The sequence below is a fragment of the Mucilaginibacter sp. FW306-07-L genome (genome assembly GCF_058782065.1).
Window position 1 is genome coordinate 1317302 of sequence record NZ_JBYSXI010000001.1, and the last position, 26522, is coordinate 1343823.

Below are 26522 nucleotides of genomic sequence, written 5' to 3' on the forward strand. Positions count from 1 at the left end.
TTAATATTTAAGTTTAATATTTTACTAAAAATTAAGGCTGAGCTTTATTGACTACCGGGATAAATATTCATCATCCCTTAAATCAACAGCTCAGCCCCTTGCAATAAAAACTGCGGTTATTATATGCGCTTTATATCGGCACCTAAGGCAATCAGCCTTTCGTCAATGTGCTGGTAACCACGCTCAATTTGTTCAATGTTATAAATGGTTGATTTACCTTTTGCTGATAAAGCGGCGATCAGTAATGATACACCGGCACGAATGTCAGGCGAGGTCATGGAAATACCACGCAGTTGAATACGTTTATCTAAACCGATAACAGTAGCGCGGTGCGGATCGCAAAGAATAATGTTAGCACCCATATCCAGCAGTTTATCCACAAAGAACAAACGGCTCTCGAACATTTTTTGGTGGATAAGTACTGAACCTTTGGCTTGTGTGGCTACAACCAGTACAATGCTCAGCAGGTCAGGCGTAAAGCCCGGCCAGGGCGCATCAGATACGGTTAATATGGAGCCATCAATAAAGGTATCTATTTCATAATGATCCTGCTCGGGGATAAAAATATCATCACCGCGAAGTTCCAGCTTGATGCCTAAACGTTTAAATACTTCGGGTATAATACCCAGCTCTTTATAGTGTACATCCTTAATAGTGATCTCAGAACCAGTCATGGCGGCAAGGCCGATGAATGAGCCGATCTCGATCATATCAGGCAGCATACGGTGCTCTGTACCGCCAAGGCGTTCAACCCCTTCAATAGTAAGCAGGTTTGAGCCGATGCCGCTGATTTTGGCACCCATGCGGTTAAGCATTTTGCAAAGCTGTTGCAGGTAAGGCTCACAAGCGGCGTTGTAAATTGTGGTAGTGCCTTTGGCCAACACGGCCGCCATAACGATATTGGCTGTGCCGGTTACTGATGCCTCATCAAGCAGTATGTAAGTGCCCTGCAGGTTTGACGCGTCAACGTTGTAAAACTCTTCGGTGGTATCGTAATTAAAACGGGCACCCAGCTTTTCAAAACCCAGAAAGTGGGTATCTAAACGGCGGCGGCCAATTTTATCGCCACCCGGTTTCGGGATGGCTGCTTTGCCAAAGCGAGCCAGTAATGGCCCCACGATCATGATCGAGCCGCGAAGACTGCCGCCTTTGGCTTTAAATGCATCGGACTGAAAGAAATCCTGATCGATATTTTTAGCCTCAAACGTATACGTATCAGCCGACAAGCGCTCAATGCTAACACCCATATCGCCCAATAATTCTATCAGCTTGTTAACATCAACAATATTGGGGATGTTGCTTATCGTGATCTTTTCTTCCGTTAAAAGTACGGCCGAAAGTATTTGCAGCGACTCGTTTTTAGCGCCTTGTGGTACAATTTCGCCTTTAAGTTTTTTGCCGCCAATTATTTCAAATGCGTTCTTCATAAATTAGTGTTGGTAATAAAAAGATATGGCAAGGTTAATACCTTGCCCATCCCTAAAATGTTTTTCGGGTCAAAAATAATAAAAGACTGAAATTTTTAACGCTTAATATTTGCGTGCGCCGCCATTATTACGGCCGCGGTTATTTTGGTTGTTGTTATTGCTACGCGGGCCGCCGCCACCGCCGCCATTGTTGTTACTGCGGCCACGGTTGTTTTGGTTGTTGGTTTTACCGCGCGCGTTTTGGTTGTTAACCGGTTGGGTGCGGTACTCAACCTTGTTCAGGTTAATGTTATCATCAAGCTTTAGTTCTCCGCGAGACATGCTGGCCAGATCTGCCAGGATGATCTCGTCAGATACTGAATCCTTGTTCCACTGTACGTAAGCCATTTTCATAAAGTTGGCTATTGATTGTACCATGTGTCGCCTGCGCTCAGGCTCTTCGATGGCTTTGGCGCGCTCTATCATCAGCTCAATGGTTTTGCCATAGTGCTTGGCGCGTATACGCTGATTAGGATAGTTTAGCGGCTGTGGTTTAATATGTACCGATTCGGGCGTAGGCTTTGGATACGGCGCGTCAACATCAATCTTATAGTCGGATATAATGTGCAGGTGATCCCAGAGTTTATGCTTAAAGTCGGCAACATCGCGTAAGTGTGGGTTTAAAAATCCCATCAAATCAATAACCACTTGTGCGTAGCGGTTACGTTCTTCTTTACTGTCAAGATTGCATATATATTTGACCATGTTTTGCACGTTACGGCCATATTCGGTCAAAATAAGTTTATTCCTTGTTGAGTTATAATCAAACCCGGCAGGCAGAGTGGTATAAGCCATGTATTATAATAAAATGAAAATTTAAATTGTCCGTAGCGCTAAGCAGCGTCAGCCGGACTAAATGACAAGTTGTATTAAAAAATTACTCTTGTAGTAACGCAAATATAACGCAATTGTGTTAATGTACAAATAAGTTTGTTTGCGTGTGAATTATATTACTTTATTTTAGCAGTTAAACGTCAATACCTTGAAAAAACAGCTACTGATCAGCAAGATAGACATCTACCGCTTCAGCATACCTATGGAGCCTTTTAGTATCGCCACGGGCACCATGCATCATGCGCAAAACGTATTTATACGGGTGCATACTGATGCCGGTTTTTATGGCGTTGGCGAATGCTCTGCTTTCCCGATGATCGTTGGCGAAACGCAGGACACCTGCCTGGTTATGGCAAAAGATTTTGCGCGATTATGGATAGGCGAGGATGCTCTTGATATAGAAGCACGTATACAGCAACTGCATAGCTATACCGCCGGTAACACCACCATAAAAAGCGCGTTTGATATGACCTTGTTTGATGTTGCCGCTAAACATGCGGGCCTGCCGTTATACCAATATTTAGGCGGAGCCGTACGGGATATTGAAACGGATATCACCATCGGCATCAATACGCCGGAAGTAATGGCCGGAAAAGCCTTGCACTTTAAAGAAACGGGTGCTGGTATATTAAAGGTAAAGCTGGGTAAGGATGCACTTGCGGATGTGGAGCGCATCAGGCAGATCCGTACCGCCGTGGGCAGCAGTATGCGTATTCGTGTTGATGCCAACCAGGGCTGGAGTTTTGACGATGCCGTTTATGCGCTCACCAATATCGCCCCGTATGATATTGAGTTTTGCGAGCAGCCTATGCGTACCTGGTATGATGACCGCCTGCCCGAACTAATGACCCTATCGCCGGTAAAAATAATGGCTGATGAAAGTGTTTATAACCATCATGATGCCCGCAGGCAAATAGAAAGCGGATCATGCCATTACATCAACATTAAATTCTCCAAATCAGGCGGTATGCTGGAAGCAAAGAAGATCCACGATACTGCCGGTGAACGGAATATCCCCTGCATGATGGGCGGGATGCTCGAAAGCCGGATCGGGTTGAGTGCCAAACTGCATTTTGCCTATGCAAGCCTCAACATTAAATTTTACGATATGGACACCTGTATGCTGGGCCACCTGGCCGACCCATGCGTAGGTGGTGTAAAGTACGACGGCTATTTTTTAAAGATAGATGACACACCCGGCATAGGCGCTGACGCGGATGAAAGCTTTTTGGCGGATTGTGAGCGGTTTACGATGAAATAAAAAAAGCTCCGAAAGGAGCCTTGGATAACGTATATTTTTACTATTTGCTCAATTCGGCAAAGTGCTTGTAAAACAAGGGTATGGTTTCAATGCCTTTAAAATAGTTGGCAATATCATATTTTTCATTCGGCGAATGGAGGTTGTCGCTATCCAGTCCAAAGCCCATCAGTACGGTTTTTATACCCAATTCAGCCTCAAATAAAGCTACTATTGGGATGCTGCCGCCGCCACGGGTTGGTATCGGCTCTTTCCCGAACGATTCGGCAATGGCTTGTTGTGCCGCCTTGTAGGCTATGCTATCAGTTGGGGTTACCACGGGTTCACCACCATGGTGCGGGGTTACTTTTACTTTTACTGATGCCGGCGCTATGCTTAAAAAGTGATCGGTAAATAGTTTGGTTATTTTAGCCGAACCCTGGTTGGGCACTAAACGCATGGATATTTTGGCACTTGCTTTTGATGGCAGTACGGTTTTGGCACCCTCGCCAATGTAGCCACCCCAAATGCCGTTCACCTCGAGGGTAGGGCGGGTGCCGGTACGCTCAAAGGTAGAATAGCCGTTTTCGCCCCAAAGCTCATTAACGCCAAGGTCGGCTTTGTATTCAGCGTCATTATAAGGCGCGCTGTTCAGGGCATTGCGTTCAGCATCGCTCAGGTTTATTACATCATCATAAAATCCGGGGATGGCTATGCGATTGTTATCGTCATGCAGAGAGGCAATCATTTTAGCCAGAATGGTGGCCGGGTTGGCAACCGCGCCACCGTAAACACCGGAGTGCAGATCGCGGTTAGGACCGGTAACTTCAACCTCAAGATAGGAAAGGCCACGCAGGCCGGTTTCAAGTGATGGGTGCTCCATGCTGATCATGGCGGTGTCTGATATCAGTACCACATCAGCCTTTAGCTTATTTTTGTTTTGTTTTACAAAGTCGCCCAGGTTGTCTGAACCTACTTCTTCCTCGCCCTCGATCATAAATTTGATGTTGCAGGGCAGGGTATTGGTTTGCATCATTAGCTCAAAGGCTTTTACATGCATGTAAAACTGGCCTTTGTCATCACACGCACCGCGGGCAAATATCTTACCATCACGTATGGTGGGCTCAAACGGGGGAGTCTCCCACAGTTCAAGCGGGTCTGGCGGTTGAACATCGTAATGCCCGTAAACCAAAACGGTTGGTTTGGTGGCATCAATATTTTTTTCACCGTAAACAATAGGGTAGCCGGCAGTTTGGCATACTTCTACATTTTCGGCACCGGCTTCAATCAGCTTTGTTGCAACAAACTCGGCTGTTTTTAAAACGTCGGCTTTGTATTTTGGGTCCGCGCTTACAGACGGGTAGCGCAGTAAATCAAACAGTTCATCAAGCATTCGCTGCTCATGCTGCGCAACATAATTTTTTATGACTGACATAAATAAATGTATTTGCAGCAAATATAGTGTAAGTTGCTTTTAAACCATGTGGTTTTTCAATTAGCCTGAACCGCGTCGCGCTGTTATCAGCTAAAGGTTTCTTTTATAATTATTGGACAACAAATCAGTCGGCCGTTGAAATATCGCGCATGGCATTACCTGGGGCTTGTTTATGCAAGGGCGCTTTTTCAATCCTGATAATTTGCTCGTGTGTTATATCCGCTTTTTTGTTGAACGACCATGCGGTAATCCCCGAAGTAAGGATGATGGCGGCAGCAATGATATATTTTTTCATAATCTATATTTAGTAAGGGACGCTGAACTAATTAGTCGGCAGAAGAAACATCTTTTTTATCACCTGCTTTAGCATCGGCAGAGCTTACATCTTTCTTGTCACCGGCTTTGTAATCGGCAGAGGAAACGTCTTTTTTATCACCGGCTTTCAGGTTGGTAGCAGCTACTGATGAGAAAATGGTTGAAAGAACTAATGCGGTTGCTATGATTGATTTTTTCATTATTTATGTGTTATAGGGTGTTTAAATTTTGTGTTGATATGTGTAGTTGATCGGTAATTAGTCGGCAGAAACATCTTTTTTATCACCTGCTTTGGCATCGGCAGAGCTTACATCTTTCTTGTCACCGGCTTTGTAATCGGCAGAAGAAACGTCTTTTTTATCACCGGATTTCAGGTTGGTAGCGGCTACTGATGAGAAAATGGTTGAAAGAACTAATGCGGTTACTATGATTGACTTTTTCATGATTTTATATGTTGTGGAGTATTATGTTGTGTTGATTATGTGTTTGTTGGTAGAGTAATTAGTCGGCAGAAGAAACATCTTTTTTATCACCTGCTTTGGCGTCGGCAGAGCTTACATCTTTTTTGTCACCGGCCTTGTAATCGGCAGAGGAAACGTCTTTTTTATCACCGGCTTTCAGGTTGGTAGCGGCTACTGAAGAAAAAATTGTTGAAAGAACTAATGCGGTTGCTATGATTGATTTTTTCATTATTTTATGTGTTATGGGGTATTTAAATTTTGTGTTGATATGTGTAGTTGATCGGTAATTAGTCGGCAGAAGAAACATCTTTTTTATCACCTGCTTTAGCATCTGCAGAGCTTACATCTTTCTTGTCACCGGCTTTGTAATCAGCAAAAGAAACGTCTTTTTTATCGCCTGCTTTATTTGTGTTTGCTGATACTGAAGTAAATAATGTGGCTATTGCCAGGGCTGTTGTTATAAATATCTTTTTCATATAATTATTTTCTTGATTGTTTATAAGTTTTTATTGTATTTTAATATATATTAATATTATTATTTTTTAATCTGCCGTGCTTATATCATTCCTAAACCCCATCAGCACATGAACGGGAGCCTCGGGTTTGGCTTCATGCTTTTTTTGGCATGATGCAAGGGCGGCTGTAGTTACTATCAGTAGTGCTAATGCAAGCTTTTTCATGATGTTATCTAATTATTATTTATTTGTATATCAGTAATTTAATCTGCTACGCTAACATCTTTTTTAAACCCGGCAAGTGTTTTTACAGGGGCTTCAATATGCAGCCTGTTATCCTTTTTGCAAGAGGTTAGTACACCCGAACCTAAAGTTGCTATGGCAACTATTATTAAGATCTTTTTCATAGCGCTTAATTATTGAATATTGTATTTAAAAATATTAGTCGGCTACACTTATATCTTTTTTAAAGCCGCTTATTTTAATGTTAGGGGCATCAATTTGCTTGGTTGTTGATGCGATATTAGTATTAGCATTTAAAGTAAATGAACCAATAACTAAAAAAATTGCCATTAATAATATTAAAGTTTTCATATAATTTATATATTAATCTATAGTTAATGATATATTTAAGTTAATACATCTTCATTTTTTCGGTCCAGAATAAATGAACAACTTGCTTACCTCGCGGTCATGTTTAAATTAAACAATCCGCTGATATGGCTATGTATTTTCCTAAATATTATTTTATCATATAATGTGTTGTTAGTCAATTATTTAACAGTTGCAAATATACCTATGTTTCGTTAAGAGTAAAGAATTTTAAAAAAAAGTTTTCAACATGGGTTTTATTGTTATTTTTATAGCTTGCGGCAACAGTGCCCGTTATTAATGGTTAATGAATAAATACCTTCTTCCCCTAATCCTGTTTATTCTTGGCTTTAACGTTGTAGCTTATCCGGCTTCAACCGTTATGCTGCAGGATACCAATGAGGTTATTAAGTTCAACAAACAAGGGTATGACAGCCGATTAACCGACCCGGAACAAACGCTCGCTAATGCAAACCGCGCGCTCGATCTCTCAAAAAAGCTCAATTATACACGTGGGGTGGGCGAGTCTTATCGTGTATTAGGCATAGGCTATTACTACCTGAACGAAGCCGAAAAATCCATCGATAATTATTTAAAAGCACTTGATTTTTTTAAAAAGATCAATGACCTGCAAAGCGAGGCCAAGGTTTACAACAACATTGGTAACCTGTTTCGCGATAACGATTACGACCAGTCATTAAGCTATCTCAACAAATCATTGGTTATTGCCAAGCGGCTTAATGATCAGGAATTGATCGCATCCTTATACCTTAACATCGGTAACATTAAATACCGGCAAAAAAGCTTTAATCAGGCACTTGATTATTATAACCGAAGCAGTTTGATCTTTTCGGAACTCAAGGATTCGGTAAACATTATTAAGTGCATCCAAAACAAAGGGGTTATTTATTTTTACCTGAACGATTATGAAAAGTCGGAAATGCTGCTGTTGCAGGCTAACCAGGCGGCCAAGCGGCATGATCTGAATCAAACCGTTGCCAGTATAAACCTGACGCTGGCATCATTGTACATAGCCAAGGATAAATTTAATGAGGCTGTAAAAATAGTTGAGGAAGGTAAAACTTATTCCAATATCATTAAAGACCAAAAGCTGATCTATGATTATGAATATACCAATTACCAGCTTGAGTTTAAGCGGAAGAACTATGAGAAGGCGTTAATATATCTTCAGGATATTTACAGGCAAGATAGCACGCTGCATAAATCAAATGAATCAACCAAGATAACTCTGATACAAAAGCAGTTCGAGCAAGCCGAAAATGAGCGTAAAACCGCCTTGTTACTGCAAAGCCGGGCTTATGATAAGCAGCGTTTTTTTGGAGTTACCATTGTGGCGGTATTGCTGCTGGCCGTAATTGGCTTGCTGATAGGCAATGTAAAGCGAAAAACAAAAACCAACGCCCAGTTAACTGACCTGAATTTAGAAGTATCAAAACAAAAGGATAATCTCGACAGGATCAACCATCACCTGGAAGAAATAATAGACGAGCGTACTAAAGATTTGCAGGTTAAGAACCGTAAGTTGTCTGAATATTCGTCGTACCTGTCACACCAGATACGCGGGCCTATAGCCACATTAAAAGGTTTGTTAAACCTGGAGCGGGAGAATTTAGTAGATCAGAATGAATGTATCAGGATGATGGACAAATGCGTTACTGATATTGATACCAAGATTATCGAGATGAGCGATATGCTGCACAATCCGTCAAAGGATGGGCTTGATTAATTACGGCCAGTTAGGGTAAATACGAGCTTCAAACCAACCCAAATAGCTACAGTACCATGAAATCATTTGCAGGATAAGCAGTTCGCGGTGTTTTTTGTAACCCCTGGTTTCAAAGGCAAGCACTTCATCATTTATGGTAACAAAAAAACGCATCTCACCCTTGCTGGGTTTGAACTTTGATTTCAGTACATCAAATACTCTTACCTTTAACTTGCTGGCAGGGTCATGTATCACACCGTTCGCAACAGTTTCGTTATTAGCTATGGATATAAGATAGTTTGACATAGTAAATGCTTTTATTGTCAATTAACAACATTCAAACCAAAACCATTAATTAGCTAACGATTACAAATTTTACAATTTTAAATGTTTGTTTAAGTTTAAAATTGCTTAAAACGGAATATATTTTAATTGTTTATTAAAACAAAATGCCCTGCTTATTTTAAAAACAGGGCATTTTGTAGGGATTTATGAACAATATCAGGCTTTTGCGCGCAGTTCTTCATAAAGTAATATAACCTTACGCTGTAAAGTTGCTATCTCTGTTTCGCGTTCAAGTAGTTTTTTCTGGGCTACGCTCAGGTTTGATGGTTCCGGCTCAGCCTCCTCAATATCACTGGCGAGCAAATATACAACGGCAACCTCAAAAATGTTAGCAATTTGTTCAAGGCGCGAAAGGTTAATATCCGTAACGCCGGTTTCAATTTTTGAAAAAGCGGGAATAGATATACCTAAGCGGTTGGCTACGTCTTCCTGGCTCCAGCCACGCTGATGACGTAATATTCGGATATTTTTACCGATTGACTTGTTTGTTTTCTTTTTCTCGCTCATACCTAAATATATCTCAATAGTTAACAGGGGAAAGGGTTATTTATAATTGTATTTCAAACACAATGCCAGTACACAAAAATAGCTTGGCTTAACTCAAATGCAATTATGTTTTTAAACTATATTCCCCAATTGTAGAGAATTTTCCACAAAAAAGGTAATTCTGAGATAATATTTCCTTTAACTTAAAACGTATAGTTTTGCGAATTTTAATAAAAGTTGTTTTTGCCCTACCTCTTTAAAAAATATTGTGGCCTTAATGTCGGGCTTATTGCCGTCTAAACTAATCACTTTTCCAAAGCCAAACCGCTCGTGCTCTACTTGCATGCCAACCTGCAGGTTTGATGTGTCCGAGGGTTTAAAGTCAGGCGAGGGTACATGCGCCTTAGCCAGTACCGATGTGGTTTTAACCGGGGCGGATGCTGCCGCTTTTGGTTTGGAATAACTTTCGCCGCGGCTCCAGGCCGAACGCTCGTTATTAAACGAGCCTGATGATGGCGCGGGTTTGGCCGTGAAATCCAACTCCAAAAATTTCGCGTCTATTTCATCCAGAAAACGGCTCGGCTCGCAATTGATCAGCGTGCCGAATTTAAAACGGGATGTAGCGTAGCTTATGGTTAGTTTATGCTCGGCACGGGTAATGGCCACATAAAACAGGCGGCGTTCCTCTTCCAGATCACTGCGTGAGTTAAGCGACATTTGCGATGGGAACAGGTTTTCTTCTAAACCTACCACATGCACGTTACGAAACTCAAGCCCCTTGGAGGAGTGTATGGTCATGAGCGATACCGTATCAGCATCCTTATTCTTATCATTATCATCATTGGTAAGCAGGGCTACATCCTGCATAAACACATCAAGCCCGCGCTCTTCAATATCCTCCCGTTCCTGAAACTCCTTGATACCATTCAGCAACTCCTGGATATTTTCGTAACGGTTAAGCCCCTCAACGGATTTATCCTCATACAAATCCTTCAAAACGCCCGAATGCTGGGCGATGTGCAGGGCGGCATCATAAGCCAGTTGATTTTTGGCGATCACCTGGAAGCTTTGTATCATGGTAGCAAAGTTGGGCAGCGATGCCGGGCTTTTGTCGATGTACTTGCCAGGAGCGAGGATGACTTCCCACGGCGTGATCTGGTTTTGATCGGCCGCCAGGATGATCTTATCAACCGTGGTATCGCCAATGCCGCGCTTAGGGTAGTTGATCACCCTTTTCAGCGCCTCCTCATCGTTCGGGTTAAAGGTAAGCCTGAAATAAGCGATCAGATCTTTGATCTCCTTACGCTGATAGAATGACAGTCCGCCATATATCTTATACGGAATGTTGAGCTTGCGTAAACCTTCCTCCATCGAGCGCGACTGGGCGTTGGTGCGGTAAAGTATGGCAAAGTCATTCCATTTAAGGCCGTTGGTGCTACGGTGCTGCATAATTTCTTCAGCTATGATCTTACCTTCCTCATTATCGCTGAACGCGCGTATCACCTTAATTTTGTCGCCTGTTTCTTTCTCGGAGAATACGTTTTTCTTTAATTGCTCCTTGTTGTTGGCAATTATGCTGTTGGCAACATTTACTATATTTTGTGTAGATCGGTAATTTTGCTCCAACTTAAATACTTTCAGGTCCGGGTAATCCTTTTCAAAGTTGAGGATGTTTTGGATGTTGGCACCACGAAAAGCGTAGATACTCTGCGCGTCATCACCTACCACACACAGGTTCTCGTTAACGGCGGCCAGTTTTTTCACGATCAGGTATTGCGAAAAGTTGGTATCCTGATACTCATCCACCATCAGGTACTTAAATTTATGCTGATACTTGTTCAGCACGTCCGGGTGGTCGCGCAGCAATTCATTGGTCTTGAAAAGTAAATCATCAAAATCCATTGCTCCGGCACGGAAACATCGTTTAGCATAATTTTCATACACCTTGCCCAGGTGGCCGCGGCCGCTGCTAAAGTCATCAGCCTGGATCTGTGCGTTCTGCTGGTAATCTCCCCACGATACCAGGTTGTTTTTTGCTGCTGATATGCGGTTGTATACAAAGTTGGCATTGTACAGCTTATCATCCAGGTTCATTTCTTTTAAAATGGCCCGCAATACGCTCTTGCTATCATCGGTATCGTAAATGGTGAAGTTATTAGGGTAGCCAATTTTATCCGCCTCAACACGTAAAATTTTGGCAAACACCGAGTGGAAGGTACCCATCCAGATGTTTTTAGCGTCGGGCCCAACCAGTTTGTTGATACGCTCTCGCATCTCTTTAGCGGCCTTGTTGGTAAATGTTAACACCAATATATTAAAACCATCAACACCTTTATTTATCAGGTGCGCTACCCTGAAGGTAATTACCCTGGTTTTGCCTGAGCCGGCACCTGCAATTATCATCACCGGGCCCTCGGTTTGTTCAACTGCGGCACGCTGCTCCCTGTTTAATCCCTCTAAAAAATTCAATGCTATCCCTCTTTATTTATCAGGGCGAAATTAGGGTTTTAAGCCGAAAGCTGAAAGGAGCTTGTACTGGGGTTTTGCACAACCAACAGGCGGTGTATTTATTGATAATGATTCTAAATAGCATATATCCCTCACAATAAACATTATTAGCTACCCGTTTCGTATTTTTGTAACCTCGAATTACAAAGTGTAAACCGCAAATGAAAAAAAGTTCAATTTTCGGAATAATCATTATAGCCATCGCGATAGCGGTTGTTATAAGTACTTATTCAAATTCAAGCACATACGGTACCTTTACTGAAGCCCGTGAAACCCAGGCCGAATTGCATGTGGTTGGCCAGTTAAATAAAGGTAAGGCATTGTATTACGATGCTACCAAGGATGCCAATTACTTTTCGTTTTATATGAAAGATAAAGACGGTAAGGAATGCAAGGTAATATTTACCGGCACCAAACCGCAGGATTTTGAGCGCTCAGAGCAATTGGTGCTTACCGGTAAAATGCAGCAGGGTGAGTTTCACGCGTCAAAAATACTCATGAAGTGCCCATCAAAATATAATGATAATAAACTGAATGTGGCCGAGGCTACACCTAAAACCGCTACCCTCTAATTTTTTTTGACCTTATAGTTTAATGGATATTGCTTTTAAGAATGAACATTTATTTGTTGGCGATTTAGGACGTTTATTTGTTGCACTTGCATTTGGCGGCGCGCTCATATCATTTATCAGTTACTTTTTTGCAACCCGCGAGGAAAGTTTAAACAAGGATACCTCATGGCATAAAATGGCGCGCATTGGCTTTTGGCTAAACTCGCTGGCTATTATAGGCATGGGTGCCTGCCTATTTATAATTCTGTATAATCATTATTTTGAATATCACTACGCATGGTCATACACCTCACGTTCGTTGCCGGTATATTATATTATATCCGGTTTTTGGAACGGGCAGGAGGGTGGCTTTTTGCTGTGGATGTTTTGGCAGGCCATATTAGGTAACATCCTGATCCGCAAGGCCGGCACGTGGGAAAAACCGGTGATGACGGTAATTGCCCTTTCGCAAGCTATACTGGGTACCATGGTGCTGGGTATTGATCTGTTCGGTGCACGCATCGGCAGTTCGCCTTTCCTGTTGTTGCGCAATGCCATGGAAGGGCCGATATTCCAGAACCCGGATTACCTGTCCTTCATTAAAGATGGCCGTGGTATGAACCCTACGCTGCAAAACTATTGGATGGTGATACACCCGCCAACGCTGTTTTTGGGCTTTGCATCGGTAGTGGTACCCTTTGCTTACGCCATAGCCGGTTTATGGCAAAAACGTTATAAGGATTGGGTTAAACCGGCCTTATCGTATGGTCTGTTTTCCGCTATGATATTAGGTACGGGTATCATCATGGGCGCGTTTTGGGCGTATGAGTCGCTTAACTTTGGAGGCTTTTGGGCATGGGATCCGGTGGAGAACGCTTCGGTTTTCCCTTGGTTAACGCTGGTGGCCGCGCTGCACGTCATGATCGTATTTAAAAATACCGGCCATTCTTATTTTACCGCTACCTTTTTAGTGATGATCAGTTTTGTGCTGGTTTGGTATTCATCTTTCCTGGCACGCAGCGGTATACTGGGCGAATCATCCGTACACTCATTTACCGACCTGGGTATGTTTTGGCACCTGGTGCTGGGCATCCTGATCTTCCTGATATTATCAGTTTACTTTTTAGTAATACGATGGAAAGAACTGCCGATCACCAAAAAGGATGAGGATACTTACTCGCGCGAGTTCTGGATGTTTGTAGGCGCGGTGTTTTTGGCATTGTCTTGTTTCCAGTTAATCATCTTTACTTCAAAACCTGTTTGGAATGCCATGTTCGGCACCAATATGGGGCCATCAGAAGTAAAAGAGTATAATATTATTCAGGCGTCGTTCGCGGTAGTTATTATGCTGCTTACCGGCTTTACCCAGTTCCTGAAATATAAAAAGACGGACTCGAGCCGCTTTTTCATTACTACTGTAGTTTACCTGGTATTTGCCGGTGCGGTAACCGCTTTACTGGCGTATATTACCGGTGCTTATAAACTTCATTTGGTTTACATATTGGTAATGCTTACCTCTATATATGGTATAGTAGCCAACGGTAAAGTATTGGCCGACTCGTTTAAAGGAAAAATCAAACTGGCCGGTTCGGCAGTAGCGCATATTGGTTTCGGGTTGATGCTGGTTGGCGCGGTAATATCGGCAGGTACCAGTAAAGTGGTATCTGAGAACAATACCGGCGAACAATACAGCGCCGAGTTTGCCAAAGAAGAAAACCCGCGCGAAAACGTATTGCTTTACAAAAACGAGCCCATTGAAATGAATGGTTACTCGGTAACCTTTTTGGGAGATACGCTGGAAGGCGCGGAGCACCTGTTCAATATTTTGTATGAGCGTAAGGATGCTGCCGGTAAGCTGACCGAGAAGTTCGTTCTTCGCCCTAACGTGATCCAATCTCAGGATGGCATGTCGTCAACACCGGATACCAAACATTACCCGCTGTACGATTTGTACACCCACGTTACCATGACCAACGTATTGGCCGACAAGAAAGAAGATGAAAAAGCAGGGCATGACGAAGCAGCCGATGAGGATAAAAATTACGATGCCCCAATGCCGCATGAAGTAGGTGTGGGAGATACCATTCGCTACCGCGACGGACTGATTGTATTTAAAGGAGTAAATAAGCAAGCCAAACTGCAAAATATACCTATTACCGATAAAGATGTGGCTGTAGGCGCGCAACTGGAAGTAATTACTCACGGCCGCACACTAAGTGCCGAACCGATCTACATGATCAAAAACGGCAGCGCGTTCGACTTCCCAAAAAAGCTGGAAGACGCAGGCCTGAAACTGCGCATCACCAAGATACTGCCTGAAAAGCAAAAGTTTGAGATCACCGTATATCAACAACCTGAAAGCAAAAAGAAATTCATTGTATTGAAGGCGATCCAATTTCCGTACATCAACTTTTTGTGGTCGGGTGTAATCATCATGGTAATTGGCTTCCTGATGTCCATCTTCCGCAGAAACAAGGAGCTCAAAACAACCTGATGTTTTTTGACGCTGACCAGCACAAGCATAATTTAAGGCAGGATGGTTTTACCATGCTGCCTTTGGTTTTTTCAGCCGATGAGATAAAGGCGATCGAGCAGTGTATTGCCGGTGCCGACAACTCGGGCGTTAACTTTCGTAAAACGGCTGATCTGTTTGCTATCCGTCGCTTTTTTAACGAAGTGCCTGATGTGTTGCCTTTGGTGATGAATGACAAGCTGAAAGCAGTTGTTCGCACGCTGTTCGGCGGCGATTACTTCATTGTTAAAAGCATCTATTTTGATAAGCCCGGCAACTCCAACTGGTTTGTGGCCTATCATCAGGATCTGACCATCGCGGTTAAAGAAAAACATCCAACCGACGGCTATACCAACTGGACAGTAAAGCAGGGTCAATATGCCGTGCAACCACCTGTTGAAACAATGCAAAATATTTACACCATACGCATCCATCTGGATGATACCGATGCAGATAATGGCGCGCTTAAAGTGATCGCCGCCTCACATAATAAAGGCATCTATCGCCCCGAAAATATTGATTGGAAAAACGAGCGCGAACATATTTGCGAAGTACCGGCGGGCGGCATAATGATTATGCAGCCATTGCTCTTGCATGCCTCAAACCGAACGGTAAACAACAACAATCGCCGGGTTATACATATTGAGTTCAGTAGTTTGAATTTACCCGGTCAATTGCAATGGGCTGAAGAAATCGGGATAAACCCTTAGCTTTGCGCCATGCGTATCACCATCATCGGGTCGGGAAATGTGGCTACACACATGGCCGCGGCCTTTAAAAATGCAGGGCATCGTATGGTGCAGGTTTATAGTCCGAACATGCAAAATGCCGCCATGCTGGCCTACCATGTTGGGGCGGAGGCTATTGATGATATGGCCGCCATCAACACCGAAACAGATCTGTTTATCATCGCCGTAAAGGATGACGCCATTATGGATGTGGCTAAACAATTGGCCCCGTATAATAAGCTCATGGTGCATACATCCGGTGCTACCAGCATTTCGGCACTGGAGATATTTACCAATAACTGCGGCGTGTTTTACCCGCTGCAAACCTTCAGCAAAATTCGCGAACTCAATTTTTTAAACGTGCCGCTATGCATTGAGGGGGCGGATGATGAGATAACCAAACAACTACAGCAGCTTGCCCAAACCATCAGCAACAAGGTATACAAAGTAAGCACCGATCAACGTAAGATATTGCACCTGGCAGCCGTGTTCGCGTGCAATTTTCCTAATTACCTGTACCACGTTGCCGAACAGTTGCTCAACCAAAATCAGTTGGATTTTAATATCATCAGGCCATTAATTGATGAAACTGCGCAAAAGGTACAGCATGCATCGCCGGCCAAAGTACAAACCGGGCCGGCCGTACGTAATGATGAAAAAACCATGCAGGCGCACATCGAATTGTTGAATAATGCGGCTGACTTGCAGGTTATTTACAAGCTGCTAAGTCAAGCCATTATCAAAATGGATAAATCAGAATAACTGCAAAGGTTATTTTGTTACTTTTGCCCAAATGAATGTTTTTAAAGTAAAGATAAACTTTGAGGAGAAGGATCGCCAAACCATCGAACTCCCGATAGCCGAAGGCGAATCGGTACTGGATGTTTGTTTGGAGAACGGAATTGAGCTTCAGCATAACTGCGGCGGCGTTTGCGGATGCAGTACCTGCCACATATACGTAAACAAAGGCATGGATAACGTGCAGGAAATATCAGACAAGGAAGAGGACTTTATTGATCGCGCGGTTAACCCACGCATCAACTCACGCCTGGGCTGCCAATGCGTTATTATTGATGGCGATATTGAAGTTACCCTGCCCGATCAATCACAATTTTTAGGACACTAATAGTACCCACTATACCGATATGACACAAGATAAATTTGCGTTGCCTATTCACTGGAACGAATATGAAGACATAGCCATGGGACTTTACGAAAAGTTTGGCGATGATTTCACCGAGGCGAAAATTTACCGCATACGTTTTACCGATTTGCTGGAGTGGGTATTAACCCTACCAAACTTTGCCGGTACCCGCGAAGAAGCTAACGAAGGTCACCTGGAGCAGATCCAGTCGGCCTGGGTGTACGAATGGCGCGATAACCAATAAGCACACGTCATGGAGAGTTTTTTAACCAGGCTTAAAGATATTACCACCTTTATTTTTGATGTTGACGGTGTGTTAACCGACGGCTCCGTATTTGTTGCCGATAACGGTGAGCAAACCCGTGCCTTTAATATTAAGGATGGCTATGCCTTGCAGTTAGCCGTTAAACTGGGTTATAATGTTTGTGCTATATCAGGCAGTCGTTCAAAAAGTATTATTCATCGTTTAAATAGCCTGGGTATTACCGATGTTTACATTGGTGCCCGTAATAAGGACGAACGCTTTAAGCTTTACCTCGAAGAAAAAAGAATAAAAGCGACCAACGTAATTTATGTTGGCGATGATATTCCTGATTTGACGGTTATACAATTAGCCGGTTTACGCATTTGTCCTGCTGATGCTGTGGAAGAAATAAAAGCCGTTTGCGATTACGTTTCGCCGGTACCCGGCGGCAAAGGCTGCGCCCGTGACGTGATCGAAAAAGTACTTAAAGTACAAGGCAAATGGATGAACGCTGAAGCGTATAGCTGGTAAGTTAGTCAGCAGTCAATGGTCAGTAGTCATTGGTTGATTGAACATAGTCTGTAGTCCATAGACCATAGTAAGAATTTTGATTTGTTTAAACCATGGACCATGGTCCATCGTCCATCGACTAAAAGTATGAGCAAATTTCCTCCCGTAATTCTGGCTTCAAAATCGCCGCGCAGGCAGCAGTTGTTGCAACTGATGGATGTTGATTTTCGTGTGGTGTTGAAAGAGGTGGACGAGAGCTTTCCTGAAGGCTTAACACCTGAGGAAGTTGCCGTGTACATAGCCACCCAAAAAGCCGAGGCCTTTGATGAGGATGTTACCGATGAGGTAGTACTTACTGCCGATACCATTGTAACGCTTGACGGCGAGATCATAGGCAAACCCGAATCACCGGAGCAAGCAGTAGCGATGCTAAAAAAGCTGTCGGGCAGGGTACACCGGGTGGTAACGGGCGTGTGCCTGTTTTATAAGGGGGAGTACAATAAATTTTTTGATGTAAGCGAGGTGTTCTTTCGCAAGCTGACTGATGAAGAGATACAAAGTTACGTACACGACTATCAGCCGCTGGATAAAGCCGGATCTTATGGTATACAAGAGCGTATCGGCCTGATCGGCATCGAGCGCATCAATGGCTCATACACCAACGTGGTAGGCCTGCCTACCGAAAAGGTTTACCAGCAATTATTACGATTGGTTTAAACCTGCCGAAAATTTGTATTTTGCCGTAAAAACCGGCTTTGCATTTTCCTGTAGACTTACATATCGGCAAACTTTCGCTACCCATACACTTCATCTGCGAAACACTTTCATATTTCATCGGCTACCGGTATTACAGCTATCTGCGTAAGCATGTAACTGATAAAATAACTGATTATAACCGCCTGGTTATTTTTGTTGGCGCCGCTGCCGGTGCTTTCTTAGGCTCTCACCTGGTTGGCATACTTGAAAATCCCGAATATTTAAAGCATTTAAGCCTGTACTACATCATGGCCAATAAAACCATAGTTGGCGGTTTACTTGGCGGTTTGATAGGCGTTGAGCTGGTTAAAAAAGCTATAGGAGTAAAGGCCTCTTCCGGCGATCTGATGGTTTACCCACTGATCGTCGCCATGATTATCGGCCGTACAGGTTGTTTCTTCGCCGGGTTAGAAGATGGTACCTATGGCATCGCATCCACCCTGCCCTGGGCGATCAACTTTGGCGATGGCGTGTACCGGCATCCCACTAATTTATACGAGATTTTGTTTTGGCTGATGCTGTGGATTGCATTATTATCCCTAAGCAAAAAATACACCTTTACGGATGGGGCTAAGTTCAAAATATTTATGGTGAGCTACCTGTTGTTCAGGTTTTTCATCGAGTTTATAAAACCTGCTTATTTCTTTAGTTTTGGCCTTTCGGTAATACAATTGGTTTGTTTAGGCGGATTATTGTATTATTACAGGGTATTCATTAAACCTTCAAAACTGATTACACATGCCTGAACGTCCGTACATTTATTATGATTTTACCCTCAGCATTTGTTCAACCTGCCTGCGGCGGGTTGATGCCAAAATAGTTTTTGAAGACGAAAAGGTATACATGCTAAAGGTATGCCCCAAGCATGGCCGCGAAAAGGTTTTGATAGCCACAGATATTGAATACTATAAAAACTGCCGCAATTATGCCAAGCGCAGCGAGATGCCTTTAAGGTTTAACACGGCTACGCACTATGGCTGCCCGTATGATTGCGGCCTGTGTGCCGATCATGAACAGCACTCATGCCTTACGGTTATAGAGGTTACAGACCGTTGTAACCTTACCTGCCCAACCTGCTATGCCATGTCATCGCCGCATTACGGGCGGCACCGTACCCTGGAGGAGATTGAGCAGATGCTGGATGTGGTGGTACGTAATGAAGGCCAGCCTGACGTTATCCAATTAAGTGGCGGCGAACCCACGGTACATCCTCAATTTTTTGAGATACTGGATATTGCCAAAACCAAGCCTATTAAGCACCTGATGCTAAATACTAACGGCATCCGCATAGCTAAGGATGTAGCTTTTGTGGAACGGCTGGCCACCTACATGCCCGATTTTGAGATCTACCTGCAATTCGACTCGTTTGAGCAGGAAGCCCTGGAAAAACTGCGTGGCGAGGATCTGCGCTGGGTAAGGGAAAAGGCTATCGAGCATCTGAATAAATATAACCTCTCGACCACGCTGGTGGTAACCCTGCAAAAGGGGGTGAACACACACGAGATAGGCAAGATAATTGAATACGCGTTAAAGCAGCGTTGTGTGCGCGGCGTAACCTTTCAGCCAACGCAGCAGGCGGGCAGGCTCGAAAATTATGACGAAGCTACCGAGCGTTATACCATGACCGAGGTGCGCAGCGCCATATTGAAGCAAACCAGCATCTTTAATCATAACGATCTAATTCCCGTACCCTGCAACCCGGATGCGCTGGTGATGGGCTATGCGCTTAAACTGGGCGAGCAGGTTTTCCCGCTTACGCGGATGATCAACCCGGATGATTTACTGGATAACTCAAAAAATACCATTGTTTATGAGCAGGACGAGCAATTGAAGCTGCATCTGCTCAATATGTTCAGCACCGGTAATTCGGTTGATAAGGCAAAGGAGCATCTAAAATCCATTATGTGCTGCCTGCCCGAAATTGACGCGCCCAACCTGGGTTATGATAACCTGTTCAGGGTGATCATCATGAATTTTATTGACGCGCAGAACTTTGATGTACGCGCCATCAAAAAATCGTGTGTGCATATCGTGAACAAGGATATGAAGATCATCCCCTTTGAAACCATGAACCTGTTTTACCGTGATGACAAAATTGAATACCTGAACCAGTTACGTAACGAAATACCTGTATAATGACAGAGCCAACGCCACAACCAAATAAACGCCCGGTTTACATGGGCATCACCGGTATCAATTTAATGGTGATGTTTGGCTATACGCTTTTATGCGGTTTTGCTGGTGAAGAAGGGCTGTTAGTACAAATATCCATGGTGGTTATACACGCGGCTGTATGTGTGCTTGTAGCACCTTTCGCGCGTAAGTGGGAGTGGGTACTCGCCGGGCTTTTGGTGCTGATAATAGGGGTGTCCAGTTGTTTTGGTTTGCTGGCATTACAAAGCTGATCGCACTTTAGCCGTTAAACAGCCAATTCCATCGCCAAAACCCCTTCTTTAAGTGAATAGGTTGACATGGCTATGTTAGCCATGTTAAGACGCTGCATAACAAAGCGGGTAATGAGTGATGCTACTACGATCATATCAACCCTGACAGGAATAATGCCTGGGTTTAATGCCCTGTCCTGGTGCGATGATGCGATAACAGCGTCTGTAACGCTGATCAACTCATTTGTGCTGAATGAATAATTTCGGATTTTTTTTAACCTGAAATTCTTGTTTTTCGGTTTTTCGATCAGCTCAGTAAAAGTTTCAAACGCGCCCGACGAGCCTATCAGCGTATCAACTGTATTTTGATCGACTACATTAAACAGGGGTTGCAGTTTTTCTTCCAGGTAAACGTTCAATTCGGTAATAGATGCTTGTGGTATCGGGTCGGTTTGATGGAACTTGTCCATTAGCCGGGCTGCACCAATTTCAAAGCTTTGCTTCCAGATGATGCCTTCGTTATTACCCAAAATAAACTCAACGCTGCCGCCGCCAATATCCATAATCAGCGTATTATTGGCAGACAAGCAGCCGGAAGCCTTGATGCCCTCATAGATCAAACCTGCTTCGGTATCGCCGTTAATGATCTCGATCTCAATATTTGTTAGTTCTTTTACCTGGCTGATAAAATCCTGCCCGTTACCGGCATTGCGTAGCGCCGAAGTAGCGATAGCGCGCACACGGTCAACCTGATGCTTGTCAATCAACCGGCCGAACTGTTGCATAGTAGCCAAACCCCGTGCAAAGGCTTCGGGCTGTATTATGCCTTTGTTAATGCCACCTTCGCCAATCCTTACAGCAATGTGTTCGTGTTCTAAAACGGTATAATCGTTAATGCCGCCCTGAATAATCAATAAATGGAAAGTGTTGGTACCAAGGTCCATCACAGCTACGCGTTTATTCATATTAGCCATAAAACCTTAAATCAGGCGAATAGTTTTGTTATCCTTGTTTGCTAACGATGGTGCCCTCGTTAAGCAGCAGCCAAATTTTTTGCAGGATAAAGAAGATGGCAAAACCGGGTAGCAAGGCAATCAATTCAACCGCGGCAACGGATAATTTGTTGATAGTTGGCGTTTGCACCACAGGCAACAGGGTTGGTAAATAATGGCTGATTAGTGCCGACACGATCACCACAATAAAAAAAGCCCTGAACGCGGTACCCAAAGCGGTTGGGGTAATGCGGAAAGAGGTCATCATCAAAACAATCAGCGTAGCAAACGTTGCGAATACCGGTATAGCCGGAATAAAGTTGGTTGAAGCCATGGGCACAATTAAACCGGTATGGTAGGCAATGGGTATAAAAAAGCTGATAACACCCAACACCAGATAGATAATCATCCACAAAGCAGTTGATTTTGCCTGCCAGTGTCTCAACGCGCTGATGAGAAAAATAAGAACGGCAACGTAACTCAACTCCGCTAAAAATATTAAAAAGTATTGCAAGCCCTGTGGAATGATCAGTGGAATGATTTTTACAGAAGCAGATATGCCCCGGCTAACAATGTAAATGATGTTTAATATAAAAGCCAACTGGGCCGATTTTAACGTTACTTTCATGCTATTGCTTAAAGGCGGTAAATATAGTACATAAACAAAACAGCCCGGAATAACCGGGCTGTATATTACTTTGCGTTTACTTTTTTACTCAAAATATTCCTTCATCCGTTCAAAAAAGCTTTTTTCGTTTTTGCCGGGGTTAGGTTTAAAGTTGGGTGAGCCTTGCAGCTTTTCTAATATTTCGCGCTCTTCGCGGCTCAGGGCTTTTGGTGTCCAGATGTTAATATGCACCAGTTGATCGCCACGGTGATAGGAGTTAACCTCCGGCACGCCTTTGCCTTTTAAGCGCAGTATTTTACCGCCCTGTGTACCTGCATCTATCTTGATCTTGGCTTTACCATCGATAGTAGGAACCTCAACACTGGTGCCTATAGCGGCATCAATAAAGCTGATGTGCAGGTCGTAAATAATATTGTTGCCATCGCGTTTTAAGGTTTCGTGCGGTACTTCCTCAATCAGGATGATCAGGTCGCCGGGTACACCGCCGCGTGGGGCAGCGTTACCTTTGCCGCTCATACTTAGCTGCATGCCTTCGCTAACACCGGCAGGTACGTTAATAGTAATGGTTTCTTCGCCGCGCACAACACCATCGCCATGGCAAACATTACATTTTGAGGTGATGATAGAGCCTTCGCCATTACAGGTAGGGCAGGTGCTGGTGGTTTGCATCTGGCCTAATATGGTGTTGGTTACCCTGCGTACCGCGCCGCTGCCGCCACATGTTTTACAGGTTTGAAAGGATGATTTATCCTTTGCGCCGCTGCCATCGCAGGTTTTACAAACTACCTGTTTGTTTACCTTGATCTTCTTTTCGGCACCGTTGGCAATTTCTTCAAGCGTTAGTTTTACCTTGATGCGCAGATTGCTGCCGCGGGCTACACGCCTGCCGCCGCCGCCCTGACGGCCACCGCCGCCAAACATATCACCAAACGGACTGCCGCCGCCAAATATATCGCCAAACTGGCTGAATATGTCGTCCATATTCATGCCGCCGGCACCGCCGTAACCACCGCCACCGCCCGCTGCTGATTGCGCGTTGGCCGCATGGCCAAACTGGTTGTAACGCTGGCGCTTTTCGGGATTGCTTAGTACCTCGTAAGCCTCGGCCGCTTCCTTGAATTTTTCCTCAGCCTCCTTATCGCCCTGGTTTTTATCCGGGTGATACTTGATGGCCATTTTGCGGTAAGCCTTCTTAATTTCGTCAGCCTCCGCATTACGCGAAACCCCAAGTACGTCGTAATAATCTCTTTTTGACATTGTTTCTTATTTCGAATTTCGAAAATTGAATTTCGAATGTGTTTTGTGTATCGGATTTGCTGTCAGATGTTCATGGAATAATCCGACATTGAACATCCGAAATCAAATTAGTTTCCTACAATAACCTTTGCAAAGCGGGCTACCTTATCGCCAAGGTAGTAGCCTTTTTCCATCTCATCAATCACCTTGCCCTTTAAATCATCGGTAGGGGCAGGTATATTGGTGATCGCCTCGTGCAGTTCGGCATCAAACGGCTGGCCAATAGCCTCCATTGGCTTTAAGCCTTTTTGCAATAATATATTATTCAGTTTATTATGTATAAGCTCAACGCCAGCTTTAACGGCAACTACATCAGTAGCTTTATCCATTGATTTAAAGGCACGCTCAAAATCATCAAGCACCGGTAATAACGATACGATGATCTCTTTACCGGCGGTTTGCAGTGATTCCACACGCTCTTTGGTAGTACGTCTTCTAAAGTTATCAAACTCAGCATAAAGACGCAGATATTTATCGTTAGCCAATGCTAATTCTTCTTTCAGTTTAGCTTCGGCAGTAGGCTCTTGCGTGGTTTCTTCGGCCGGTTGTTGTAAATTATCTTGTTCGGCAGCGTTGTTCTCGTTCACCGCTTCATTATTCTCTTGCATGTCGGTATGTTCTTTCTTTTTTTTCTTCAACATATCATTAAATTTCATAGCTATTAGTGCCAAACAAATGCCTTGCCATAGCTGTAAAACAGCCAAGCTGACAGTAGAGTAGCGTTTTTTTAAGAAGTGATGACAGACTTTGACAGAGGTGGCAGTGACGGTAGCAGTGGCAGTTATAGAAAAGTAGCAGTTGTTGTATAAGTTACAGTTTTTTCTACTGCAACCGCTACCGCCACTGCTACTGATAAGATACTGCTACTAAAAAATTACGCTATCTGCACATCCTCTAATACTTTACCATTCTCGCATTTAATGATGCGCGAAGGGAACGTGCGGATAATATGGTAATCATGTGTGGCTACTACCACTGCAGTACCCATTTGCTGACTGATCTGCTTCAGTAGCATTACAATTTCTTCGGATGTATCAGGGTCAAGGTTACCGGTCGGCTCATCAGCCAGGATGATCTCGGGATCGTTAAGCAAAGCACGGGCAATAACTACACGCTGCTGCTCGCCACCTGAAAGCTCATGCGGCATTTTTTTTAGTTTAGAGCGCAAGCCTACTTTTTCCAACACGTCAAGGGTGCGTTCGGTAACCAGTTTTTTATCCTTCCAGCCGGTGGCGTTCAGTACAAAATGCAGGTTCTGCTCAATGGTACGGTCGGTTAATAACTGAAAATCCTGAAAAACTATGCCCAGCTTACGGCGCAAAAAGGGTATATCGCGGTCGGCCAGTTTACCCAGGTCATCACCGCAGGCATAACCATTGCCAGCGGCGATGCTCAGGTCGCCGTACAAAATTTTCAGCAAACTGCTCTTGCCCGATCCGGTTTGGCCAATCAGCCAAACAAAATCATTTTTGTCAATATGCAGGTTTACGTTTGATAGTACCAGGTGCTTTTGCTGAAATATATCAACGCCGGTTAGTTTTATAATAGAATTTCCAATCATGGTGGTCTACAGCTCTAATTTTAAAATCTGCCCGAAAGGCAGGTCTTTAATAATGTTCATAATTTGCTCAGCCTTATCGGCAAGCCCCACTTTATCAAGCGATTTCTCAGGCCTGTCAACCCTGAAATATGCCAGCAGCGTAAACTGTTCATCGCGCAACTGCACATAATCCGGAATTTTGGCAACGCCCTTTACTTTTATAATATACATTTAGTCAATGGTCAATGGTCAATAGTCCATAGTGATTATTTAATATCAATAGTCCTGCTATGGACTATGGTCTATCGACTATCGTCTACTCCAAAGTTATCGTTATTTTAAAGACCAGCCAAAAATTTCATGGTATCAATTCCATCGGCATAATCGGCAAGGCTGGGCTGCTGGCTTTGGCCAAAGCTTACCACCTGGTTGTTTACCTTTAGCTGTGTGCCGGCTACTACACATTGTATCTTATCGCTTTGACTATTGATCAGCGCTTCGGCGGCTTCAAAGGTTTCATACTCCTGATAAAATAATACTGCCAAGGGCGAGGCCAGCCTTTCGTCCTGTTTTACCAGCAAAAAGCCGTTATCATAATGTTTATCGCGGTTTACCAGGTATATTGATTTATTGTAATCATAATTATTATGGTATTTATGATGATTACTTACCTCGTTATACGGTTCTATAGATTCAAAAAAAGGAATAAAATCATAACCCGCCGGTACCAGTAGTTTTGATACATTACGGCAGCCCAGCCCATAATAATCGAATATATCATGGCCGAGTGCATGCAGTTCTTCCCGCGTTTCGTTACCGGTAAGCAGCGCTATACTGTTACGGTTTTTGCGGATGATGTGCGGCACTTTGCCAAAATAGTATTCAAAGTAGCGCGAGGTGTTATCGCTACCTGTAGCAATAACGGCATCAAAGTTTTGTAAACGTTCAACAAACGTAAAGCTGCCCTGTAAGGAGTTATTGATCTCTACCAGTTTATTCAGTAAAAAACTGATCAGCCTGGCATCCTGTGATGAAGCTTTGATTAAAGCCTTGTTGCCCGACAATATAACGCTCAATACATCATGAAAACCAACTAATGGTATGTTACCGGCCAGTATCAAGCCAACATTTTTTGGCTGTTTGTTTTCGCTTTGCGGATATTCATCCAGCCACTGTTGCAGATTGCTTGCAGTGAGGTTAGCCGCAATGGCATCAATGGCCGACTGGGTATTTTCGGGCGTAAACCAGGCGTTTCGCAGTTTTTCTGTTTGGATGAGTTGCGATAGCGCTTCGTCGGGCTGGCGCAGGTAGTCGCCAAGGGCGTTAAACGCTTGTATATATGTATGAGGATTGTAATTTGACATATTAAATGTAGTAT

The 26522-nt window shown here is 43.7% G+C and carries 34 protein-coding genes; 13 read left to right on the top strand and 21 right to left on the bottom strand.

Translation table 11 applies throughout. The annotated features are described in order from the left end of the window. Positions 1-119 precede the first annotated feature (119 nt). Together murA and AC3WJC_RS05905 are read right to left on the bottom strand one after the other, a co-directional pair. A complete protein-coding gene (gene murA, locus AC3WJC_RS05900) occupies positions 120-1427 on the bottom strand; it encodes a UDP-N-acetylglucosamine 1-carboxyvinyltransferase (RefSeq protein ID WP_492398144.1) in 1308 nt (435 codons plus the stop codon). Positions 1428-1529: 102 nt separating this feature from the next. Further along, a complete protein-coding gene (locus AC3WJC_RS05905; RefSeq protein WP_492398145.1) occupies positions 1530-2261 on the bottom strand; it encodes a DUF4290 domain-containing protein in 732 nt (243 codons plus the stop codon). A gap of 241 nt (positions 2262-2502) precedes the next feature. On the opposite strand from AC3WJC_RS05905, the gene AC3WJC_RS05910 reads away from it, so the two are divergent. Next, the gene (locus AC3WJC_RS05910; RefSeq protein WP_492398988.1) at positions 2503-3561 is read left to right on the top strand and encodes a mandelate racemase/muconate lactonizing enzyme family protein; all 1059 of its coding nucleotides are present in this window, start codon (positions 2503-2505) and stop codon (positions 3559-3561) included. 40 nt (positions 3562-3601) lie between these two features. Here the strand turns inward: AC3WJC_RS05910 and AC3WJC_RS05915 are convergent, their stop codons facing one another. From AC3WJC_RS05915 to AC3WJC_RS05955, 9 genes are all read right to left on the bottom strand, one after another. After that, entirely contained in the window at positions 3602-4972 is a 1371-nt protein-coding gene (locus tag AC3WJC_RS05915) for a dipeptidase (protein WP_492398146.1), read from the bottom strand. Positions 4973-5096: 124 nt separating this feature from the next. Continuing rightward, positions 5097-5267: a hypothetical protein gene (locus AC3WJC_RS05920; RefSeq protein ID WP_492398147.1), complete on the bottom strand. Its 171-nt coding sequence runs from the start codon at positions 5265-5267 to the stop codon at positions 5097-5099. Between the two features lie 31 nt (positions 5268-5298). Further along, the gene (locus tag AC3WJC_RS05925; protein ID WP_492398148.1) at positions 5299-5487 is read right to left on the bottom strand and encodes a hypothetical protein; all 189 of its coding nucleotides are present in this window, start codon (positions 5485-5487) and stop codon (positions 5299-5301) included. 57 nt (positions 5488-5544) lie between these two features. Beyond that, entirely contained in the window at positions 5545-5730 is a 186-nt protein-coding gene (locus AC3WJC_RS05930; RefSeq protein ID WP_492398149.1) for a hypothetical protein, read from the bottom strand. Positions 5731-5788: 58 nt separating this feature from the next. After that, on the bottom strand, positions 5789-5977 hold the full coding sequence (locus AC3WJC_RS05935) for a hypothetical protein (protein ID WP_492398148.1): 189 nt from the start codon (positions 5975-5977) through the stop codon (positions 5789-5791). 58 nt (positions 5978-6035) lie between these two features. Next, positions 6036-6224, bottom strand: coding sequence for a hypothetical protein (locus AC3WJC_RS05940; RefSeq protein ID WP_492398150.1), 189 nt, complete (start codon positions 6222-6224; stop codon positions 6036-6038). Positions 6225-6290: 66 nt separating this feature from the next. Beyond that, positions 6291-6428 (bottom strand): hypothetical protein, encoded by a 138-nt coding sequence (locus AC3WJC_RS05945; RefSeq protein WP_492398151.1) that lies wholly within the window; start codon positions 6426-6428, stop codon positions 6291-6293. A gap of 38 nt (positions 6429-6466) precedes the next feature. After that, complete coding sequence (locus AC3WJC_RS05950; RefSeq protein ID WP_492398152.1) at positions 6467-6610, bottom strand: hypothetical protein; 144 nt, start codon at positions 6608-6610, stop codon at positions 6467-6469. Between the two features lie 34 nt (positions 6611-6644). Next, the gene (locus tag AC3WJC_RS05955; protein ID WP_492398153.1) at positions 6645-6797 is read right to left on the bottom strand and encodes a hypothetical protein; all 153 of its coding nucleotides are present in this window, start codon (positions 6795-6797) and stop codon (positions 6645-6647) included. Between the two features lie 304 nt (positions 6798-7101). On the opposite strand from AC3WJC_RS05955, the gene AC3WJC_RS05960 reads away from it, so the two are divergent. Continuing rightward, on the top strand, positions 7102-8541 hold the full coding sequence (locus tag AC3WJC_RS05960; RefSeq protein ID WP_492398154.1) for a tetratricopeptide repeat protein: 1440 nt from the start codon (positions 7102-7104) through the stop codon (positions 8539-8541). On the opposite strand, the gene AC3WJC_RS05965 is transcribed toward AC3WJC_RS05960, so the two are convergent. The 3 genes from AC3WJC_RS05965 to AC3WJC_RS05975 form a co-directional block, all read right to left on the bottom strand. Next, positions 8542-8826 carry a hypothetical protein gene (locus AC3WJC_RS05965; RefSeq protein WP_492398155.1) on the bottom strand — a complete coding sequence of 95 codons (285 nt, stop codon included), beginning with the start codon at positions 8824-8826 and terminating at the stop codon, positions 8542-8544. A gap of 195 nt (positions 8827-9021) precedes the next feature. After that, the gene (locus AC3WJC_RS05970; RefSeq protein WP_492398156.1) at positions 9022-9372 is read right to left on the bottom strand and encodes a helix-turn-helix domain-containing protein; all 351 of its coding nucleotides are present in this window, start codon (positions 9370-9372) and stop codon (positions 9022-9024) included. Positions 9373-9549: 177 nt separating this feature from the next. Continuing rightward, a complete protein-coding gene (locus AC3WJC_RS05975) occupies positions 9550-11820 on the bottom strand; it encodes an ATP-dependent helicase (protein ID WP_492398157.1) in 2271 nt (756 codons plus the stop codon). Between the two features lie 200 nt (positions 11821-12020). On the opposite strand from AC3WJC_RS05975, the gene AC3WJC_RS05980 reads away from it, so the two are divergent. The 11 genes from AC3WJC_RS05980 to AC3WJC_RS06030 all read left to right on the top strand — a co-directional run bounded on the left by AC3WJC_RS05980 (position 12021) and on the right by AC3WJC_RS06030 (position 20709). Beyond that, on the top strand, positions 12021-12431 hold the full coding sequence (locus tag AC3WJC_RS05980) for a cytochrome c maturation protein CcmE domain-containing protein (RefSeq protein WP_492398158.1): 411 nt from the start codon (positions 12021-12023) through the stop codon (positions 12429-12431). 22 nt (positions 12432-12453) lie between these two features. Beyond that, positions 12454-14904, top strand: coding sequence for a cytochrome c biogenesis protein CcsA (gene ccsA / locus AC3WJC_RS05985; RefSeq protein WP_492398159.1), 2451 nt, complete (start codon positions 12454-12456; stop codon positions 14902-14904). Beyond that, positions 14904-15632, top strand: coding sequence for a phytanoyl-CoA dioxygenase family protein (locus AC3WJC_RS05990; RefSeq protein ID WP_492398160.1), 729 nt, complete (start codon positions 14904-14906; stop codon positions 15630-15632). Before ccsA ends, AC3WJC_RS05990 begins: the two co-directional genes overlap by 1 nt. 9 nt (positions 15633-15641) lie before the next feature. Beyond that, complete coding sequence (locus AC3WJC_RS05995) at positions 15642-16412, top strand: Rossmann-like and DUF2520 domain-containing protein (RefSeq protein ID WP_492398161.1); 771 nt, start codon at positions 15642-15644, stop codon at positions 16410-16412. A gap of 31 nt (positions 16413-16443) precedes the next feature. After that, positions 16444-16776 (top strand): 2Fe-2S iron-sulfur cluster-binding protein, encoded by a 333-nt coding sequence (locus AC3WJC_RS06000; RefSeq protein ID WP_492398162.1) that lies wholly within the window; start codon positions 16444-16446, stop codon positions 16774-16776. A 19-nt stretch (positions 16777-16795) separates the two neighbouring features. After that, entirely contained in the window at positions 16796-17038 is a 243-nt protein-coding gene (gene iscX, locus AC3WJC_RS06005; RefSeq protein WP_492398163.1) for a Fe-S cluster assembly protein IscX, read from the top strand. A gap of 9 nt (positions 17039-17047) precedes the next feature. After that, positions 17048-17569, top strand: coding sequence for a KdsC family phosphatase (locus AC3WJC_RS06010; protein ID WP_492398164.1), 522 nt, complete (start codon positions 17048-17050; stop codon positions 17567-17569). 126 nt (positions 17570-17695) lie between these two features. After that, a complete protein-coding gene (locus tag AC3WJC_RS06015; RefSeq protein ID WP_492398165.1) occupies positions 17696-18265 on the top strand; it encodes a Maf family protein in 570 nt (189 codons plus the stop codon). A 38-nt stretch (positions 18266-18303) separates the two neighbouring features. Beyond that, on the top strand, positions 18304-19050 hold the full coding sequence (locus AC3WJC_RS06020) for a prolipoprotein diacylglyceryl transferase (RefSeq protein WP_492398166.1): 747 nt from the start codon (positions 18304-18306) through the stop codon (positions 19048-19050). Further along, positions 19043-20440: a radical SAM protein gene (locus tag AC3WJC_RS06025; RefSeq protein ID WP_492398167.1), complete on the top strand. Its 1398-nt coding sequence runs from the start codon at positions 19043-19045 to the stop codon at positions 20438-20440. Before AC3WJC_RS06020 ends, AC3WJC_RS06025 begins: the two co-directional genes overlap by 8 nt. Further along, positions 20440-20709, top strand: coding sequence for a hypothetical protein (locus AC3WJC_RS06030; RefSeq protein WP_492398168.1), 270 nt, complete (start codon positions 20440-20442; stop codon positions 20707-20709). The genes AC3WJC_RS06025 and AC3WJC_RS06030 overlap by 1 nt, the downstream gene beginning before the upstream one ends. A gap of 14 nt (positions 20710-20723) precedes the next feature. Here the strand turns inward: AC3WJC_RS06030 and AC3WJC_RS06035 are convergent, their stop codons facing one another. From AC3WJC_RS06035 to AC3WJC_RS06065, 7 genes are all read right to left on the bottom strand, one after another. Next, positions 20724-21662 carry a Ppx/GppA phosphatase family protein gene (locus AC3WJC_RS06035; RefSeq protein WP_492398169.1) on the bottom strand — a complete coding sequence of 313 codons (939 nt, stop codon included), beginning with the start codon at positions 21660-21662 and terminating at the stop codon, positions 20724-20726. A 28-nt stretch (positions 21663-21690) separates the two neighbouring features. Beyond that, positions 21691-22308, bottom strand: a complete 618-nt coding sequence (locus tag AC3WJC_RS06040) for a hypothetical protein (RefSeq protein WP_492398170.1) — start codon at positions 22306-22308, stop codon at positions 21691-21693. A gap of 84 nt (positions 22309-22392) precedes the next feature. Next, the gene (gene dnaJ, locus AC3WJC_RS06045) at positions 22393-23565 is read right to left on the bottom strand and encodes a molecular chaperone DnaJ (RefSeq protein ID WP_492398171.1); all 1173 of its coding nucleotides are present in this window, start codon (positions 23563-23565) and stop codon (positions 22393-22395) included. Positions 23566-23672: 107 nt separating this feature from the next. Beyond that, entirely contained in the window at positions 23673-24260 is a 588-nt protein-coding gene (locus tag AC3WJC_RS06050; protein ID WP_492398172.1) for a nucleotide exchange factor GrpE, read from the bottom strand. A gap of 218 nt (positions 24261-24478) precedes the next feature. Next, positions 24479-25165, bottom strand: a complete 687-nt coding sequence (locus AC3WJC_RS06055) for a cell division ATP-binding protein FtsE (RefSeq protein ID WP_492398173.1) — start codon at positions 25163-25165, stop codon at positions 24479-24481. A gap of 6 nt (positions 25166-25171) precedes the next feature. Continuing rightward, a complete protein-coding gene (locus tag AC3WJC_RS06060) occupies positions 25172-25375 on the bottom strand; it encodes a fructose-6-phosphate aldolase (RefSeq protein ID WP_492398174.1) in 204 nt (67 codons plus the stop codon). 107 nt (positions 25376-25482) lie between these two features. Further along, positions 25483-26508, bottom strand: a complete 1026-nt coding sequence (locus AC3WJC_RS06065) for an acyl-CoA reductase (protein ID WP_492398175.1) — start codon at positions 26506-26508, stop codon at positions 25483-25485. Between the last annotated feature and the right edge of the window lie 14 nt (positions 26509-26522).

What these genes read in the sequence shown, in the direction of transcription:
- murA (WP_492398144.1), bottom strand. Translation starts at nt 1,427, where the DNA reads ATGAAGAACGCATTTGAAATAATTGGCGGCAAAAAACTTAAAGGCGAA.
- AC3WJC_RS05905 (WP_492398145.1), bottom strand. Translation starts at nt 2,261, where the DNA reads ATGGCTTATACCACTCTGCCTGCCGGGTTTGATTATAACTCAACAAGG.
- AC3WJC_RS05910 (WP_492398988.1), top strand. Translation starts at nt 2,503, where the DNA reads ATGGAGCCTTTTAGTATCGCCACGGGCACCATGCATCATGCGCAAAAC.
- AC3WJC_RS05915 (WP_492398146.1), bottom strand. Translation starts at nt 4,972, where the DNA reads ATGTCAGTCATAAAAAATTATGTTGCGCAGCATGAGCAGCGAATGCTT.
- AC3WJC_RS05920 (WP_492398147.1), bottom strand. Translation starts at nt 5,267, where the DNA reads ATGAAAAAATATATCATTGCTGCCGCCATCATCCTTACTTCGGGGATT.
- AC3WJC_RS05925 (WP_492398148.1), bottom strand. Translation starts at nt 5,487, where the DNA reads ATGAAAAAATCAATCATAGCAACCGCATTAGTTCTTTCAACCATTTTC.
- AC3WJC_RS05930 (WP_492398149.1), bottom strand. Translation starts at nt 5,730, where the DNA reads ATGAAAAAGTCAATCATAGTAACCGCATTAGTTCTTTCAACCATTTTC.
- AC3WJC_RS05935 (WP_492398148.1), bottom strand. Translation starts at nt 5,977, where the DNA reads ATGAAAAAATCAATCATAGCAACCGCATTAGTTCTTTCAACAATTTTT.
- AC3WJC_RS05940 (WP_492398150.1), bottom strand. Translation starts at nt 6,224, where the DNA reads ATGAAAAAGATATTTATAACAACAGCCCTGGCAATAGCCACATTATTT.
- AC3WJC_RS05945 (WP_492398151.1), bottom strand. Translation starts at nt 6,428, where the DNA reads ATGAAAAAGCTTGCATTAGCACTACTGATAGTAACTACAGCCGCCCTT.
- AC3WJC_RS05950 (WP_492398152.1), bottom strand. Translation starts at nt 6,610, where the DNA reads ATGAAAAAGATCTTAATAATAGTTGCCATAGCAACTTTAGGTTCGGGT.
- AC3WJC_RS05955 (WP_492398153.1), bottom strand. Translation starts at nt 6,797, where the DNA reads ATGAAAACTTTAATATTATTAATGGCAATTTTTTTAGTTATTGGTTCA.
- AC3WJC_RS05960 (WP_492398154.1), top strand. Translation starts at nt 7,102, where the DNA reads ATGAATAAATACCTTCTTCCCCTAATCCTGTTTATTCTTGGCTTTAAC.
- AC3WJC_RS05965 (WP_492398155.1), bottom strand. Translation starts at nt 8,826, where the DNA reads ATGTCAAACTATCTTATATCCATAGCTAATAACGAAACTGTTGCGAAC.
- AC3WJC_RS05970 (WP_492398156.1), bottom strand. Translation starts at nt 9,372, where the DNA reads ATGAGCGAGAAAAAGAAAACAAACAAGTCAATCGGTAAAAATATCCGA.
- AC3WJC_RS05980 (WP_492398158.1), top strand. Translation starts at nt 12,021, where the DNA reads ATGAAAAAAAGTTCAATTTTCGGAATAATCATTATAGCCATCGCGATA.
- ccsA (WP_492398159.1), top strand. Translation starts at nt 12,454, where the DNA reads ATGGATATTGCTTTTAAGAATGAACATTTATTTGTTGGCGATTTAGGA.
- AC3WJC_RS05990 (WP_492398160.1), top strand. Translation starts at nt 14,904, where the DNA reads ATGTTTTTTGACGCTGACCAGCACAAGCATAATTTAAGGCAGGATGGT.
- AC3WJC_RS05995 (WP_492398161.1), top strand. Translation starts at nt 15,642, where the DNA reads ATGCGTATCACCATCATCGGGTCGGGAAATGTGGCTACACACATGGCC.
- AC3WJC_RS06000 (WP_492398162.1), top strand. Translation starts at nt 16,444, where the DNA reads ATGAATGTTTTTAAAGTAAAGATAAACTTTGAGGAGAAGGATCGCCAA.
- iscX (WP_492398163.1), top strand. Translation starts at nt 16,796, where the DNA reads ATGACACAAGATAAATTTGCGTTGCCTATTCACTGGAACGAATATGAA.
- AC3WJC_RS06010 (WP_492398164.1), top strand. Translation starts at nt 17,048, where the DNA reads ATGGAGAGTTTTTTAACCAGGCTTAAAGATATTACCACCTTTATTTTT.
- AC3WJC_RS06015 (WP_492398165.1), top strand. Translation starts at nt 17,696, where the DNA reads ATGAGCAAATTTCCTCCCGTAATTCTGGCTTCAAAATCGCCGCGCAGG.
- AC3WJC_RS06025 (WP_492398167.1), top strand. Translation starts at nt 19,043, where the DNA reads ATGCCTGAACGTCCGTACATTTATTATGATTTTACCCTCAGCATTTGT.
- AC3WJC_RS06030 (WP_492398168.1), top strand. Translation starts at nt 20,440, where the DNA reads ATGACAGAGCCAACGCCACAACCAAATAAACGCCCGGTTTACATGGGC.
- AC3WJC_RS06035 (WP_492398169.1), bottom strand. Translation starts at nt 21,662, where the DNA reads ATGGCTAATATGAATAAACGCGTAGCTGTGATGGACCTTGGTACCAAC.
- AC3WJC_RS06040 (WP_492398170.1), bottom strand. Translation starts at nt 22,308, where the DNA reads ATGAAAGTAACGTTAAAATCGGCCCAGTTGGCTTTTATATTAAACATC.
- dnaJ (WP_492398171.1), bottom strand. Translation starts at nt 23,565, where the DNA reads ATGTCAAAAAGAGATTATTACGACGTACTTGGGGTTTCGCGTAATGCG.
- AC3WJC_RS06050 (WP_492398172.1), bottom strand. Translation starts at nt 24,260, where the DNA reads ATGAAATTTAATGATATGTTGAAGAAAAAAAAGAAAGAACATACCGAC.
- AC3WJC_RS06055 (WP_492398173.1), bottom strand. Translation starts at nt 25,165, where the DNA reads ATGATTGGAAATTCTATTATAAAACTAACCGGCGTTGATATATTTCAG.
- AC3WJC_RS06060 (WP_492398174.1), bottom strand. Translation starts at nt 25,375, where the DNA reads ATGTATATTATAAAAGTAAAGGGCGTTGCCAAAATTCCGGATTATGTG.
- AC3WJC_RS06065 (WP_492398175.1), bottom strand. Translation starts at nt 26,508, where the DNA reads ATGTCAAATTACAATCCTCATACATATATACAAGCGTTTAACGCCCTT.